A 14,817-nucleotide genomic window follows, 5' to 3' on the forward strand; every position below is an offset into this window, starting at 1 on the left:
ACCTCAATTAGATATTTATCTAAATTATTCATTTGTTTACGCTTTACTGATTTTGATGTAACTCAAATAAAGTAGCGCGATCCAAATAAAACTTATGCTCCAACCGGATAAGACATCTGTCGGAAAATGAACCCCAACATATACTCGCGAAACACCCATACACAGCATCCATAACAATGCCAAAATGGTGATCAAGCGATGTTGAGCATGTTGTCGGTAAATCAAGATCATCAGACACGCAAGCGATGCAGCATAACAACTGTGTGCACTTGGGAATGAACTCCCGTAAGACGCTACAAGATAGTACATTTCTGGGGGACGCGGTCTGGTGAACGTAAATTTAAGCAACCATGCAAGGCCGATACTTCCGAAGATCCCTATACTGATAAAAACAATCTCTGTATATTTTTTATACCACGCAAAGTGTAAACACCATAGCGTGGTGAAAAATAATACAAAAGGCATGCCGCCTAGCGCCGAAAGTCCGATGGCAATTTGATTAAAAACAGCAATACGGTGCTGACTCATCCATTCCACGATATTTAAATCTAATAGATTTAAATAGCTAGAATAAAGCGACAACACACTGATAATTAATGCAAAAAAACCAACAAACAGTAGCGTTCGTGGCATATTTTATTCCTTGTCATTTTAACCGGTTTGAGCTCGGTTAATTAATGGACTAAAGTGTACTCATCAGTACACTTTATTTCAAGTATGTGTAAATCATACTGATTTTATTTTTTGTGTTCATTTACATCTTACTAAAATAAAACACAAATCTGCTAATGATTGTTCTTACTGGCTTGTGTGCCATCTTCAACTTCAAGTGGGGTTTTCGGTGGCCAGAAAAAATCACTTGGTCGCGTTAGAAAATGAGTCATCACCAGTTTAGCCAGTGGTTTCCATTGTTCAAATCTTACGCGACGTGCCCGTAGTGCCACAATAATGGTTAACGTGAAACTGACGAATAAGTTAGTCAGACCGATCAGAATAACCCCTAAGAATGACACAATGATTAAGCCAATGTCTGGTGAACCATTAATATTGATGAGGCCTTGAATGAAGTTGGCCGAGGCGAAGGCGATATGGCGAATATCTAAAGGTAAACCAAAAATAAATCCAATCGTTCCCATACTGCCCAGCATGATCCCGAATAAGAAGTTACCTGCCAAAGCACCTAAGTTTCGCTCAATGTAAGCGGCAAGCTTATCCAGTCTCTCTTGACCCATGATGCGTTTTAACTTTGGATGTGCTTGAATCCGTGGTCCAACTTTGCGATAGATCGCCATGTTGTCAAAGTACCCAGCAAGCAAACCTGATAAAAACAAACATACTCCAGCTATCGCAGCATGTGGCACAGCCAGTGAGGTAAATGGATTGAGGTCGTGTAAGGTTTTAGCTGCTTTTGCATGATTCATTAATGGCTCATGTAAAGCCATGTCCCAACTTAATGCGATCAATGCTGCAACAGGAATCGCAATACTGATGTTGCCTAAGATTGCAATAAACTGGGTTCGAATGATGTTAATAATCAGCGCGGCAAGCTCGGCAATCTGCGCCATTTTCGAGCCTTTACGATGCTGAACCGTCGAGGCAAGGGCGGCAGCTGTCATCGCAGGCTGTTTAGTGGCAACAGTAAAATGTAAGACATGAATCAGCATAAAGCCGAAAGAGTAGTTCAGACTATATGAAATGGCTTGCATGAGCGGTGCCATGCTGACACGGGCCATCAGTACTTTTAAAGTTGCCATACAGGCAATGATCACACCGGCACCTGCCGCAGATCGGTACATGCTCATAAAGCCTTGTTTGTCCGTACTTACATAGTGTTCGCCGGTTTTACTTGCGTTTTCGGTGACTTGTAGGGCAACCAATTCACTATTGGTGGCGAGCAAATCGCGCACACTGCGCTCGCTATAAATCGCTGACGTCACATCACTGAGTAAACTACCCATAGACACATAGCGGACATCATCTTCTTCAACAATCAGGTTGAGTAAGATTTCTAAGCGATCTAAACACTGTTCTAAAAGCGACAATAAGTAAGTCAGGCTGACACTTACACCAATTCGTTTGGTCGCACGCCGAATCTTCAGCACCACATCACGACATTGTTCCAACATTACCAACGCTTGAGAAGCATCTGGCGGTAGCACAGCACTCATTTCTTCAGCACTTTGATGGAGCTTTTTATACTGCTGAATAAAATCGTTTATTTCGCGGTTTTGCACCAAAAAAGGTGATTCATATTCGGTCAGTTCAGGCTGTGCATTAATAAATTCAGGATATAAGCCAATACCACTCACCCGATAAGACAAAACGGTAATAGCTTTAATTAACTCACGGCGAATTTTCTTTTTTTCTTCCTGATTGCTATGACCTTGATTAAATAGTCGAAATAGCTGCACCCATTGCTGATCATCAATATTGTCCAGCCAATATTTGTCGCTATGACGATAAAAAACTCGACGGACTAAATCTTGTAATTGAGTTTCGTCATTGATCAGAGGAAGAAAATGTGCGCCAAGCCGTTGGAACAGTTGTCCCCAGAAACCATCGAGAGACAAAATACCCGTGTCCGCATATAAACTGGTTTGTTTATATCGGCTAATGAGCTTTAGGACAAAACTTTGCAGGGTAGAGGCTGCATCTGGCGTGATGAGTAAAGCTTGGATGAAAGCCTGAAATTTTTTCTTAATTTCGTCGGTATTTTTTGTATCTTCTGGTCGAATTCGGTTGACCAATTCGATCAGCAAGTTTTCATCCAGCACAGCCCGAGGGGTATCGAGCTGTTGCTGCATGGTCAAAAAGATATCATTGAGTTTTATATGCATAGGCAAGGGGAATTACGATGAATATTGTTAATTATTGAATTCGGTGTAATGCCAAGTTTGCGAGGTTGATTAAAGCTTGACGATATTCAGTATCTGGTAGCGCTGCTAAAGCGGCTAGTGCTGCCTCAGTTTCTTCAGTCGCTCGTTGGCTACAATAATCAAGTGCCCCAGAGCTTTGTACAATCTGAATAACACGCTCTAAATCTGCCGTACCACCTGTGGCAATACTGCGGCGAATAATGTCATGTTCTTCGCCAGTGGTATTCTTTAAGGCAGAGATTAAAGGTAAAGTTGGTTTACCTTCCATCAAATCATCGCCAATATTTTTACCTAATGTTTCAGCATCTGAGGTGTAATCTAAAATATCGTCAATAATTTGAAAGGCATTTCCAAAGTGTCCCGCAAATTTTCTAAGCGGTTCACGGTACTCTGGTGTACCAGTCAGAATCGCTGCACCTTCGGTAGCGAGCTCAAATAAACGCGAAGTTTTACCGTGAATAATATCTAAATAGGTTTGTTCAGTAGTTTCGGGTTGGTGCTGTGATTGAAGTTGTAAAACTTCACCTTCAGCAATTTCACAGGTACCCGTTGAAAAGTCTTTGAGTAATACTTTGCTGTCTAGATCCACCAATAAATCAAAAGCTCGTGAAATTAGAAAATCCCCCACTAGTACGGCAGTTTGATTATTCCATGTCGCATTTGCGGTTGGGCGACCACGGCGTAAACCCGATTCATCGACTACGTCGTCATGTACCAAGGTTGCGGTATGTAGCATTTCAATAATTGCTGCAAGTTTACGGTGTTTTTCTAAATCTTCTGCGCCACATGCCTTTGCTGCAAGTAAGCACATAATGGGACGCATGCGTTTACCGCCTGCTTCAACTACATGTTTACTGACTGCCATGACCAAGGCAACTTTAGACGTGATCCCTTCATTAATAAATTTGTCCATCGCAGCAAAGTCAGTAGCAACAGGCGCGAGAATATCTTGCTTAAAGTCGATGGTCATATGAAGAGAAACCTCAATAATTTTTGAATTACAGACGTAGTGTAGCAATTTGTTATATGAATAACAGATAAGAACTTACTCAATTGACTTAATCTTAAGTGATTTTTTTCATCAAGCGGAAGTATTGTACTTATTTTTTAACAGACTTTTATCTTTAGCATGTTGTTTGAACAGCATGTTGTTGATGTCAGTCCAGTGTATATTAGCGAATTGTTGCTAAAAATCTATGTCAAACCTTGCCAAAAGCATGGTAAGTGAAATAGAGCACTCATTTTAATGGTTTTAATGACACTGTTTATATAATAAACGCATACTCATCTAATATTTTACGGAAATGACTTGTTGTTTTTCGGGTTATCCCTTAAAATCTTTGCCTTTGCGAAACCCCAGTGACGATCGTTTTAAGATCGGTATATCCCTTTACCGGCACGACAACACGGGCATGTTTGGAGTACTTAAATGTACGCAGTAATCCAAAGCGGTGGTAAACAACACCGTGTAGTTGAGGGTGAAACCCTTAAAGTAGAATTATTGAAAGCTGAAACTGGCTCAACTGTTACTTTTGATGACGTGTTGATGCTTGTTAACGGTGACAGCATTCAAATTGGTGCACCAGTAGTAGCTGGCGCTAAAGTAACTGCTGAAGTAGTTAGCCATGGTCGTCACGACAAAATCCGCATCATCAAAATGCGTCGTCGTAAACACTATCGTAAACAACAAGGTCACCGTCAATGGTTCACTGAGTTGAAAATTACAGCTATTTCAGGCTAATTACGAGGAGTAAGTAGACATGGCAACTAAAAAAGCCGGTGGTTCGACTAAAAACGGTCGTGACTCGAACCCAAAAATGTTGGGTGTTAAAATCTACGGCGGTCAATCTGTGACTGCTGGTAACATCATCGTTCGTCAACGTGGTACTGAATTCCACGCTGGTGTAAATGTAGGTATGGGCCGTGACCATACTTTATTTGCAACTGCTGACGGCGTTGTAAAATTCGAAGTGAAAGGCCAATTCGGTCGTCGCTACGTATCTGTTGAAGCGTAAGCTTGAATAGAAAAAAACCCGCATTTTTTGCGGGTTTTTTTTCGTCTGAAGAAAATGTGAGGTATTATTTTAGATTGTTACAAATGATGTACAAATCAATAAATTCACCATAAATAGTGATTTAAATCACAAAAAAATAAAGAGCGTAATAGAGGAGTACAAATACAAAAAAAGGATAGGGACATGAATAAAATATTGAATACAGTTTTTATCGGTGCTGACTATCAGAAAAGGAATTGTCCTGATAAAAGCCAACAAATTGAATTTGAAAAGACACTAGGACTTGGTGAAACAACTTCAATCGCTATTAAAGCTGTACCAAAATTACTTGCTGTGAGTATTTTGCTTTCTCTAGGTTCAATTGCATGGGCTGGTGGAAATGGCTCGTTATACCTGAGCATACTTGTAATCGTTGCAATAGTGGAATTCCTGGCCCAGAAGGGCTAATAGGTCCTCAAGGTCCTGCTGGTGAAAAAGGCGATACAGGAGCAACAGGCGCTACATGTGCAACCGGGAAAGATGGACTCAATGGCCGAGACGGTATCGATGGTAAGGATGGGTTGAACGGTCTGAATGGCAGCAATGGTTTAGATGGTGCAAGTGCTTATCAAGTTGCGGTGAACAATGGTTATGAAGGTAATGAAGACCAATGGCTAGAAAGTCTACGTGGTGCAGTTGGCGCACAAGGGCTAACCGGTGAAAATGGTTTCAGTGCGTATGAGCTTGCGATAAAAAATGGATTTGTCTGTACTGAAGTTGAATGGTTGTTAAGCTTAAAAGGAATAGATTCGTACATTAAAATACAATCAAACGTTGCCAATACAGCACCTAAACCAACTGCGAATGGACAAGATGCGATTGCAGTCGGTGCAGGTAATAAAGCTGATGGTAATCAGTCTATTGCCCTCGGTGTAAACAATACAGTCAGTGGTGATGGATCTGGTGCAGTAGGTTCAAACAGTCACAGGTAATAATACCTATGTGGTTAGTAACAATATCAACACCTCTGCAAATAATGCTGTTGTACTTGGCAATGGTTCAAGCTCTGACCGCAATAATACGGTTTCCGTTGGCTCGGCTGGTGCAGAGCGGCAAATTATCCATGTGGCAGCTGGTACGGCAGACACCGATGCGGTAAACGTGAAACAAATGCGTCAAGCAGATCTAGTAGTGTTAAATAGTTCAAAAGCATATACAGATCAGCATGGGGCAAATGTACTCAATCAAGCCAATAGTTATACCAATCAACGTGTGAATGAATTGAACCATAATTTCAATAAATTTAAAGATAATGTTTACGGTGCTGTTGCTTCAAGTATTGCAATCGCCTCCTTACCTCAACCCACAGATGCTGGATATAACATGTTCAGTGTAGGTATGGGGACTTGGGAAGGTTCACAAGGCTATGCAGTAGGTTTTAGTGGAGTAACTGAGAGCAATAAATATGTGTATAAATTGGCTGCAACAGGGAACTCTGAAGGTGACTTTGGCGCTGGTGCATCGATCGGTTGGCAATGGAAGTAACTTAATATTGGATTATTAAAATTGCTAAATCGTTGTTTAACTATTTGAAAGGCATTTGAATCAAATCAAGTGCCTTTTTATTTTATATTTCTCCATCATGATGAATAAAAAACAGCAATTTGCATTAATAACCATACAAAACTTCTTATTTTCTCTAAATTTAGTCAATGAAAGTGGTTTAAGATGGAGCCATCTAACAAATTGCGTTGATGCAAATATAAAAGGTGAATCTATGAAAATGCTTCGTAAAACCATCTGTGCTATGGCATTAGGTGCAGCGACACTGGCACCGGTTATGAGTACGACAGTATTCGCGGCACCAGTTGCAGCGTCGGAGCAGCAGGCAACTGCCAATTTGGTGAAACAATTATCGGGTATTAAAAGTTTTACAGCTAACTTTCAGCAAACTACAAAAGTGACTAACCCCAAAGCAACTCAAAAGAAAGGTTTAAGTGCGCAGCATATGAACCAAACTTTTACTGGGGTCATGAAAGTTCAGCGCCCGGGTAAATTCTATTGGGAAACAACCAGCCCATCTAAGCAAACCATTGCGACCACAGGTAAAACAGTTTGGATCTATGACCCAGACCTACAACAAGCGGTACGCCAAAGCTTAGATGACCAAGTTGCGAATACACCTGCATTATTATTGTCAGGTAATACGGCTCAAATCATGAAGTCTTATCGTATTACACAGCCGAATAAGACCAAAACTTACTACACTTTATATCCAAAAAGTGATGATGGTGTGTTTCAAAGCTTAACTATTAGTTTTGGTGCGAAAAATGCGCCGACTTTAATGATTCTCCAAGACTCATTAGGTCAAACAACCCATGTACGTTTCAATAATGTGAAGGTGAATGCGTCTATTCCAGCATCAACCTTTAATTTTGTACCTCCAAAAGGTACGGACATTATTGATCAATAATTCTCATAATCGAAAAAAGCAGACATCCGTCTGCTTTTTTTATGGAGAAATGTAAAGCCAGCAAGCTGAATATAAGAGAAATTTAGTAGTATGCTGATATTCACAGTTTGCTTAAATGAAGTGACTTGTGGTTTTGACTGTTGCTATAGGGAATTTTGGGATGAAAAAAAATCATATGAATAATATAGCTTGGGCTGTTTCAGCTGTGGTTTTAGTCGGGTCATTAACGGCCTGCCATCCTCGAAATGAACCTGTTGAAGGTGAAACAACGGAACAGAAGCCAGCGGTCGTCGCTGATGCGATTCCATTTATTCAATCTAAATCTGTCGAGATGCAATTACCAAAAGCTCAAGCTTGCGATGCGGAAGGTTGTACCCAATATAGGATTCAAACGGTTGAAACCAATGTTGATTGGATTAATCAATATTTTATTGATCGGATTAAAAAAGCAGACCCGATTGCATTTTCAACTGAGCCGAATCAAAAAATCGATTTATCAGACAAGACGGATGCAGGCTTAAGTCAAAGTACAACTTCTGTTCGATATATTAGTCAGTGGGGACATATCGCAACTTTTGCAATCGAAAGCTATACCTACGCAGCGCATGCGGCTCATGGTATGTCCCATGTTGAATATGTCAATTTTGATTTAAAAGCCAAAAAACGTTTGGCTTTACAAGATGTCTTGGTCAAAGGTGCAGATGCGAAAGTGATTAGCGCACTTTTTGATGCCAACTATATGTGGTTAGATAGTCATAATATTGAACGTTCAAAACTTCAGTTAAGCGATAATTTTTATTATGGTGCGAACGGGATTGTATTTGCTTATCCACTGTATGAATTGGCGAGTTATGCAGAGGGCATGCCTGAGCTAAAACTTCCATATTTTACGGCTAAAGGACTATTTAAACCTGAATATTTACCAAGTTTGCCAAATTACGACACCAAATAAGACAATTTGAAGCAAGATTATTGGTCTAATAAGGGGCAGCTGTAAGCACGGTCACTGTATTTTTGAGTGTTAAGAGCTTACACTATAGCCAGTTTTTTTCTTTACTTAAGATTGGCTATGATCGACCCGAAATTACTCAGAAATAATATTGAGGCTGTAAACTTAGCCTTAGCAAAACGTGGTGTTCAACTTAACGTAGCAGAGTGGGCAGACCTTGAAGCTCGCCGTAAGGAAATTCAGTCTAAAACTGAGTCGTTACAAGCTGAACGTAATGCTGGTGCAAAACAAGTTGGTCAAATTAAAAAAGCTGGCGGTGATGCATCTGAAATCATGGCACGTATGTCTGCTATTGGTGATGAAATTAAAGCCGCAGAAGTTGCACTTTCTGAGCTTCAGGCTGAACTTGAAGCCAAATCTTTATCGATTCCGAATTTACCTCATGAGTCTGTGCCAGAAGGTAAAGACGAAAATGACAATGTTGAAGTTTTAAAATGGGGTACACCACGTCAGTTTGATTTTGAGATCAAAGACCATACTGACTTGGGTGAAATGATGGGCGGTTTAGAATTTGAAACCGCAACCAAATTGACAGGTACTCGTTTTAGCGTACTCAAAGGCCCATTGGCGCGTTTACAACGTGCAATTACCCAATTTATGTTAAATACCCATACCTTGGAAAATGGCTATACCGAAGCTTATGTACCGTATTTGGTTAATGCAGATTCTTTACGTGGTACAGGCCAATTGCCTAAATTTGAAGAGGATTTATTCAAACTTCAAGGCGAAAAAGAATACTACCTGATCCCGACTGCAGAAGTGCCTGTAACCAACTTCGTGCGTGATGAAATCATTGATCCAGAACGTTTGCCATTAAAATATGCAGCGCATACGCCATGTTTCCGTAGTGAAGCGGGTTCGTATGGCCGTGATACACGTGGTTTAATCCGTCAACACCAATTTGACAAAGTAGAAATGGTTCAGATTGTAAAACCTGAAACTTCGATGGATGCTTTGGAAGAATTAACGGGTCATGCTGAAGGTATCCTTCAAGCATTAGGCTTACCATACCGTAAAGTCGTTCTGTGTGGCGGAGACATGGGCTTTGGTGCAATCAAAACTTATGATTTAGAAGTTTGGGTGCCAAGTCAAAATACCTACCGTGAAATTTCATCTTGCTCATGCATGGGTGACTTCCAAGCACGCCGTATGAAAGCGCGTTACCGTGCTGACCAAAAGAAAACTGAGTTTGTACACACGCTGAATGGTTCAGGTTTGGCAGTTGGTCGTACTTTACTTGCCGTGATGGAAAACTATCAACGTGCAGACGGTTCAATTGAAATTCCAGCAGTACTTCGTCCATATATGGGCGGTGCTGAATTTATCGATTAATAGTCGATAAAGTGCATACATTTGTGCACAAAAATTGCTTAAGACAATCAGATTTAAACTATTGAGGTCGTGTGTGGATATCTTTCCAATCTCTTTGAAGTTGCAGCAGCAACCTTGTCTGATTGTTGGTGGTGGTCGAATTGCATATAGAAAGGCTGTGCTGCTTGCAAAAGCGGGCGCTCAGCTGACAGTTTGCTCACCCGAAATTGAAGATGATTTATTGACCTTGGTTAATAAAACCCAAGGTCAATATCTCAACTCGATTTATCACGAATCGGTTTATCAAGAAAATGCCATTGCGCTGCGTCAGTTTCGTTTAGTGATTGCAGCAACCAATGACAAAGCGGTCAATCAGGCGGTTTTTGAAGCCTGCGAAGCTGAAAATGTCTTGGTTAATAGTGTCGATGATCCGCCGCATTGCCGTTTTATGGTTCCTGCGATCATTGACCGTTCTCCACTGGTCATCTCCGTTGCATCTAATGGCACATCGCCAGTACTCTCGCGCCAAATACGCACCCAGTTAGAAAGCTCGATTCCGCATGGCATGGGCAAACTGGCTGAGTTCTCAGGCCAATGGCGCGCAGCCGTTAAAGCCAAAATCGTCAATCCAGATGAACGCCGTATTTTTTGGGAAGACTTGTATGCAAGCCCGCTCAAAGAGCAGGTATTTAATGACAATTTGACTGAAGCCAATCGTTTGATTGAACAGGCCTTATTGGAATGGAAACAGCCGAAAGGTGAGGTGTATTTGGTGGGTGCAGGGCCGGGTGATCCTGAACTGCTGACCTTAAAAGCCCTGCGTTTAATGCAGCAAGCGGATGTGGTGATCTATGACCGTTTGGTTTCTCAGCCGATTATGGACCTCTGCCGCCGCGATGCCGAAAAAATCTATGTAGGTAAAGCTCGATCGAATCACGCAGTGCCACAGGAAGGCATTAATGCCTTACTGGTAAAATACGCAAGTGAAGGCAAACGCGTCTGTCGCTTAAAAGGTGGAGATCCGTTCATCTTTGGCCGCGGCGGTGAAGAAATTCAGGAACTCTTTGCGGCAGGCGTTGCCTTCCAAGTCGTTCCGGGAATTACTGCTGCCTCTGGATGTTCGGCTTATGCAGGGATTCCTTTAACGCATCGAGATTATGCGCAAAGTGTACGCTTCTTGACAGGGCATCTCAAAGAAGGTTCACCTGAGCTACCTTGGAATGAGTTGGTTTATCAAAATCAAACGCTCGTGCTGTATATGGGCTTGGTCGGTCTAGAAAAAATTTGTGAGAAACTCATCGCGCATGGGCAGCGTCCGGATATGCCAGTTGCATTGGTATCGAAAGGCACAACCCCAGAGCAAAAAGTCGTGGTCGGTACATTGGCAGATATTGCATCTAAAGTCAGTGAATACCAAATTCAGGCGCCTACATTGACGATTATTGGTGATGTGGTGAGTCTGCGTGAACAACTTCAATGGCTGGATTGATGGATGGCCTATTATTTTGCTGGCTATTATTTGTTGCGGCTTAAACAACATGCATTATTGAACAGGGCTAATCAATTTATTCGTACTTGCAGTTCTTGCATTAATGATCATTTGATTAGCGATTGGTCTTATTCATGCGTTAAAAATGCTCATTTTAAAATAGAAGATGTACAAAGCAAGTTTAATTTGTCTAATTTGCAATTGAGTAACTTGCGGAAGTGGGCTGATCAACATAGTTTGCAAGATCAGGTTGGTTGGATCAGCCTCTTTTACGATATTGAAACTGCTTTAGAATATAAGCATAAATTCTTTGAGCATTGTCAAAACGTTCACTTATTATCAATGTATATTGATGAAGAATATAGACAGGATATTCTTGAAATTTATAAACCTGCTTTTCCTAATATAGGAGAGGTCGGCCTTTATTCATGTTTGAAGAAGGTAATTGTTGAACCTGAAGATACTAATGAATTACTTTTAGGCTATGACTATATTGGCATAGAACCTTGTGGAGATTTTCACAGTTTTCATTGTCACCATCTTGCAGATAGGCTTTGTGAGAAATTCAATTTAGACCTTAACTACAATAATTTATTTGATGATTCTTCAAGGCAGTCTGAAATTGAAGATTTTCTAAATGATGAATCGTCAGGACTTGAAGCAGTCCCATGGGGGATTGCAAAAGTGAAGTTGGTCAAATCTTGGTAAATATGTATTTATCAAATAATTTAATATAGAGAATATACGTGATACATGTTGTTTTATACGAGCCAGAAATTCCTGCAAATACAGGGAATATCATTCGTTTATGTGCCAATACTGGAGCGCAGTTGCATTTGGTCAAGCCATTAGGTTTTGAGCTGGATGATAAAAAACTCCGCCGCGCCGGTTTGGATTATCATGAATGGGCACACATGAAAGTATGGGAAAACTTTGAAGAATGCCTTGCGGGCTTAAAAGCGCAAGGTATTGAGATGGATGCCATTTATCCATTAACCACCAAAGGTTTTGAAACACCGCATACCTCTAATTTAAATCGTCCTGTGGCACTGTTGATGGGGCCAGAAACACGTGGTTTGCCGGAAGATGTCCGTATGATGTTCCCAAAAGAACATTGGATTCGCCTGCCGATGGCACCAAATTCGCGTAGTTTAAACTTGTCTAATGCTACTGCTGTGATTTTATATGAAGCTTGGCGTCAGCAAGACTTTAAAGAATTGGTCTAAGTGTGATCTGTTCAAAAAGCCGCTCTATCGAGCGGTTTTTTATTGGGAGTGAACACAGTGAACCGTTTACAGCAATGAAGTTTTGTAAAATAAGGGCTTAAAAACTTCAGCATCAATATAAAAATGTGTATAAGAACACTGTGAAGAAATAAAACGGGTACTTAAAACTTGAAATCTATAAATTTAAAAGCTTTTGGTGTCGTGATTGCGGCCGGATTCATTTCATCAATGAGTTGGGCTAATCCAACCGTATCAACCACAACGGAACAGACAGCAGTGACCGTCACTGCAACTACAGAAAATGTTCCAGTTGTACCGAAGGTTGAGGTGATCAAGCCTTTTACTAAGGCTGAAATCCAGCAGGGCATGCTGGAAATGCAGCAAAGACAAAATCAGCGTATTGAGGAATGGGGAAAAACACTAAAAGCCGACGATTTTGAACGTTCATGGTATGGTGGTCGTCAATTGAAAAAAGCAAAGCGTCAGGAAGTATGTGGGCTATATCAAGACTTAGTCAATGAAACATACAGCTTGGCTCAAAAAAATAAAGCGCGTCTTAGCCCTGCCGATCAGCAGTTAGTAGCAGATCGAAATCAATTTATTCAAAGTTTAGGTTATGAAAAAAATATTGTAGATACCAAGATGGGTTTTAATTGCCGCCTAAAATAAGTGGTTTGCTGAAACCCTTTTGATTCATCTCAATAATTAATGTCCTTGATGTCGAAACAACAAGGACATGGAAAAGCTCAAGGACTTTTAAAAGCTCAAATTACCTCGTGAATTAATCAATTAAATTAAAGTCACTCAGTTCTGTTTGTAGATGTTTTGGATTGTTTGCAAACAGTAGTTGACCACTGGTGTATAACCAACCGAGTTGACCTTGCTGCTGGAGACGTTTCAGCAAGACGTCGTTAAATGTCGACGTTGCAAAGACAGTTTCACTAAAGACTTTAAACTCACCGACATTAGTGTTTTCGCTGTCTTTCATAAACAGCATGCCGTTTTTGGTGGTTGAACTCATATCTAAAGCACGGCTGACTAAGCGGTAACCGTCTTTTGCTTGCTCATCGATCATCTCCTGTAATTTTAAGCTGCGCTCTACACTATTGCTGCCGGTTGGGTAAGTTTTATAGCGATAGCTGTAAGTGCCATGGTGTGCGCTGCTATTTATACAGGTTGCAACTTTAGGACTGTTTTGATTGCCGTTCAGAATTTCAGGACGAAAACCTGTGAAATAGCTTTTGAATTGAATAATACGGCAGCCTTGGGCACCCAGTGTATTGAGCATAGTTTCCAGTTGCACTGGGTCTACGAGCGAGGAAACATAGCCGCTGTCGTAGGTATATGTCGCGGTATCATTTTCTTTTTTAATGAAATAATCTTTGAAATTCAGGGTATTGGTTGGTCTGACGCTATGCAAGTATTGATAGCCTGATTTGCCTTTTTCATTTAACTGATTACGCCATGTAAAATATATGTCAGCGGTAGAGGGTGCTGCACGGTCTGCAACAATATGATTGAAACGCGTATTTTCATTGGCAAGTTTCATGTAGCTATTAACATTACCATTGTCCAGGGTTTTAGTATCATAGCCAATTAACTTATAACCGCTTTGTCCCATTGTATTGAGCTGAGCCAAGAAGTTTACTGTGTCGGTGGTATTAATAAAATTCTCAGACTTAAAATCTGCAGTTGTGATTTTGGTTTTAGGTTTTAAATTGGTGAAGAATTCATTGGAATTTTTTGTATAGCAGCGGCTGTCCTTGAGTGGGTCGGTAATTAGACCTCGTTGCATGATGATATAGCTTGGATTTGAAATCGTCGCGTTAATTACACAGAAAGAATTATTATTTAAAAAAGTTAAGACACGGTTGCTCGTCGCGCCACCTCTGACTGGTTGAAACTTAATCGAATGATATTCAAAGTTATTTAGTGTTGCAGCCGGCTGTATTTCACTTATAACCATGTCATGAAGTAATTGATAGCGTTTGGAAACAAATTCACCGCTGCAAGTTTTACTTGAACTATTGTGTACCGCATATTTTAGTTCTTCGTTCAGTGAACTGACTGAATTTTCACTGGTTTTATGAATTGAAATTTGTGGCAAATCACAATTACTGTTACCGAGGGTAGAGTTCCCTTGAATCCATTCTCCTGTGAATTTATCCGCTACAGTTGTTGGCGTTGGCGTTGGCGTTGGCGTTGGCGTTGGTGTTGGTGTAGGTGTAGGCGTTGGAGTAGGTGTAGGTGTAGGTGTAGGTGTAGGTGTAGGTGTAGGTGTAGGTGTAGGTGTAGGTGTAGGTGTAGGTGTAGGTGTAGGTGTAGGTGTAGGTGTAGGTGTAGGTGTCGCGCCACCATTATTGGAGCTTGATCCACCACAGCCCACCAATGTTGTAAATACAGCAGCAATAATGCTGATTTTGTGATTATTATTCATGA

General features: G+C 40.8%; 16 protein-coding genes. 12 read left to right on the forward strand and 4 right to left on the reverse strand.

Annotated elements, in window-relative coordinates; all coding sequences use genetic code 11:
- Nucleotides 1-36 precede the first annotated feature (36 nt).
- From FTT92_RS01120 to sdsA, 3 genes are all read right to left on the reverse strand, one after another.
- On the reverse strand, nucleotides 37-633 hold the full coding sequence (locus tag FTT92_RS01120; protein ID WP_180171220.1) for a phosphatase PAP2 family protein: 597 nt from the start codon (nucleotides 631-633) through the stop codon (nucleotides 37-39).
- Nucleotides 634-785: 152 nt separating this feature from the next.
- Entirely contained in the window at nucleotides 786-2,837 is a 2,052-nt protein-coding gene (locus FTT92_RS01125; RefSeq protein ID WP_180171250.1) for a site-specific recombinase, read from the reverse strand.
- Nucleotides 2,838-2,868: 31 nt separating this feature from the next.
- On the reverse strand, nucleotides 2,869-3,846 hold the full coding sequence (gene sdsA, locus FTT92_RS01130) for an All-trans-nonaprenyl-diphosphate synthase (RefSeq protein WP_078191391.1): 978 nt from the start codon (nucleotides 3,844-3,846) through the stop codon (nucleotides 2,869-2,871).
- A 459-nt stretch (nucleotides 3,847-4,305) separates the two neighbouring features.
- Here sdsA and rplU point away from each other — a divergent pair, with 459 nt between their 5' ends.
- The 12 genes from rplU (at nucleotide 4,306) to FTT92_RS01190 (ending at nucleotide 13,047) form a co-directional block, all read left to right on the forward strand.
- A complete protein-coding gene (gene rplU / locus FTT92_RS01135) occupies nucleotides 4,306-4,617 on the forward strand; it encodes a 50S ribosomal protein L21 (protein ID WP_078191390.1) in 312 nt (103 codons plus the stop codon).
- A gap of 19 nt (nucleotides 4,618-4,636) precedes the next feature.
- Entirely contained in the window at nucleotides 4,637-4,891 is a 255-nt protein-coding gene (rpmA, locus tag FTT92_RS01140; protein ID WP_067764378.1) for a 50S ribosomal protein L27, read from the forward strand.
- A gap of 183 nt (nucleotides 4,892-5,074) precedes the next feature.
- The gene (locus FTT92_RS01145; protein ID WP_180171221.1) at nucleotides 5,075-5,338 is read left to right on the forward strand and encodes a hypothetical protein; all 264 of its coding nucleotides are present in this window, start codon (nucleotides 5,075-5,077) and stop codon (nucleotides 5,336-5,338) included.
- On the forward strand, nucleotides 5,257-5,862 hold the full coding sequence (locus FTT92_RS01150; protein ID WP_180171222.1) for a hypothetical protein: 606 nt from the start codon (nucleotides 5,257-5,259) through the stop codon (nucleotides 5,860-5,862). The genes FTT92_RS01145 and FTT92_RS01150 overlap by 82 nt, the downstream gene beginning before the upstream one ends.
- A 10-nt stretch (nucleotides 5,863-5,872) precedes the next feature.
- A complete protein-coding gene (locus FTT92_RS01155) occupies nucleotides 5,873-6,415 on the forward strand; it encodes a YadA family autotransporter adhesin (RefSeq protein ID WP_373684085.1) in 543 nt (180 codons plus the stop codon).
- A 232-nt stretch (nucleotides 6,416-6,647) separates the two neighbouring features.
- Complete coding sequence (gene lolA, locus FTT92_RS01160) at nucleotides 6,648-7,343, forward strand: outer membrane lipoprotein chaperone LolA (RefSeq protein ID WP_111885313.1); 696 nt, start codon at nucleotides 6,648-6,650, stop codon at nucleotides 7,341-7,343.
- Between the two features lie 160 nt (nucleotides 7,344-7,503).
- Nucleotides 7,504-8,295, forward strand: coding sequence for an RsiV family protein (locus FTT92_RS01165; RefSeq protein WP_180171223.1), 792 nt, complete (start codon nucleotides 7,504-7,506; stop codon nucleotides 8,293-8,295).
- A gap of 117 nt (nucleotides 8,296-8,412) precedes the next feature.
- On the forward strand, nucleotides 8,413-9,684 hold the full coding sequence (serS, locus tag FTT92_RS01170; RefSeq protein ID WP_180007573.1) for a serine--tRNA ligase: 1,272 nt from the start codon (nucleotides 8,413-8,415) through the stop codon (nucleotides 9,682-9,684).
- Between the two features lie 73 nt (nucleotides 9,685-9,757).
- A complete protein-coding gene (gene cysG / locus FTT92_RS01175; RefSeq protein ID WP_180171224.1) occupies nucleotides 9,758-11,152 on the forward strand; it encodes a siroheme synthase CysG in 1,395 nt (464 codons plus the stop codon).
- A gap of 3 nt (nucleotides 11,153-11,155) precedes the next feature.
- A complete protein-coding gene (locus tag FTT92_RS01180) occupies nucleotides 11,156-11,860 on the forward strand; it encodes a hypothetical protein (protein ID WP_111885294.1) in 705 nt (234 codons plus the stop codon).
- A 38-nt stretch (nucleotides 11,861-11,898) separates the two neighbouring features.
- Nucleotides 11,899-12,378: a tRNA (cytidine(34)-2'-O)-methyltransferase gene (locus FTT92_RS01185; RefSeq protein ID WP_111885295.1), complete on the forward strand. Its 480-nt coding sequence runs from the start codon at nucleotides 11,899-11,901 to the stop codon at nucleotides 12,376-12,378.
- Between the two features lie 168 nt (nucleotides 12,379-12,546).
- Complete coding sequence (locus tag FTT92_RS01190; RefSeq protein ID WP_218951539.1) at nucleotides 12,547-13,047, forward strand: hypothetical protein; 501 nt, start codon at nucleotides 12,547-12,549, stop codon at nucleotides 13,045-13,047.
- Between the two features lie 112 nt (nucleotides 13,048-13,159).
- On the opposite strand, the gene FTT92_RS01195 is transcribed toward FTT92_RS01190, so the two are convergent.
- Nucleotides 13,160-14,815 carry a PT dipeptide repeat lipoprotein gene (locus FTT92_RS01195; RefSeq protein WP_180171225.1) on the reverse strand — a complete coding sequence of 552 codons (1,656 nt, stop codon included), beginning with the start codon at nucleotides 14,813-14,815 and terminating at the stop codon, nucleotides 13,160-13,162.
- Nucleotides 14,816-14,817 lie beyond the last annotated feature (2 nt).

This window comes from Acinetobacter sp. YH12023 (genome assembly GCF_013420135.1).
GTDB classification, from domain to species: Bacteria; Pseudomonadota; Gammaproteobacteria; order Pseudomonadales; family Moraxellaceae; genus Acinetobacter; species Acinetobacter amyesii.

Excerpts from the sequence above, each read along its gene's own strand:
- FTT92_RS01120 (WP_180171220.1), bottom strand. The coding sequence starts at position 633 with ATGCCACGAACGCTACTGTTTGTTGGTTTTTTTGCATTAATTATCAGT.
- FTT92_RS01165 (WP_180171223.1), top strand. The coding sequence starts at position 7,504 with ATGAAAAAAAATCATATGAATAATATAGCTTGGGCTGTTTCAGCTGTG.
- FTT92_RS01180 (WP_111885294.1), top strand. The coding sequence starts at position 11,156 with ATGGCCTATTATTTTGCTGGCTATTATTTGTTGCGGCTTAAACAACAT.
- FTT92_RS01125 (WP_180171250.1), bottom strand. The coding sequence starts at position 2,837 with ATGCATATAAAACTCAATGATATCTTTTTGACCATGCAGCAACAGCTC.
- sdsA (WP_078191391.1), bottom strand. The coding sequence starts at position 3,846 with ATGACCATCGACTTTAAGCAAGATATTCTCGCGCCTGTTGCTACTGAC.
- FTT92_RS01195 (WP_180171225.1), bottom strand. The coding sequence starts at position 14,815 with ATGAATAATAATCACAAAATCAGCATTATTGCTGCTGTATTTACAACA.
- FTT92_RS01145 (WP_180171221.1), top strand. The coding sequence starts at position 5,075 with ATGAATAAAATATTGAATACAGTTTTTATCGGTGCTGACTATCAGAAA.
- rplU (WP_078191390.1), top strand. The coding sequence starts at position 4,306 with ATGTACGCAGTAATCCAAAGCGGTGGTAAACAACACCGTGTAGTTGAG.
- lolA (WP_111885313.1), top strand. The coding sequence starts at position 6,648 with ATGAAAATGCTTCGTAAAACCATCTGTGCTATGGCATTAGGTGCAGCG.
- FTT92_RS01150 (WP_180171222.1), top strand. The coding sequence starts at position 5,257 with ATGGGCTGGTGGAAATGGCTCGTTATACCTGAGCATACTTGTAATCGT.
- rpmA (WP_067764378.1), top strand. The coding sequence starts at position 4,637 with ATGGCAACTAAAAAAGCCGGTGGTTCGACTAAAAACGGTCGTGACTCG.
- serS (WP_180007573.1), top strand. The coding sequence starts at position 8,413 with ATGATCGACCCGAAATTACTCAGAAATAATATTGAGGCTGTAAACTTA.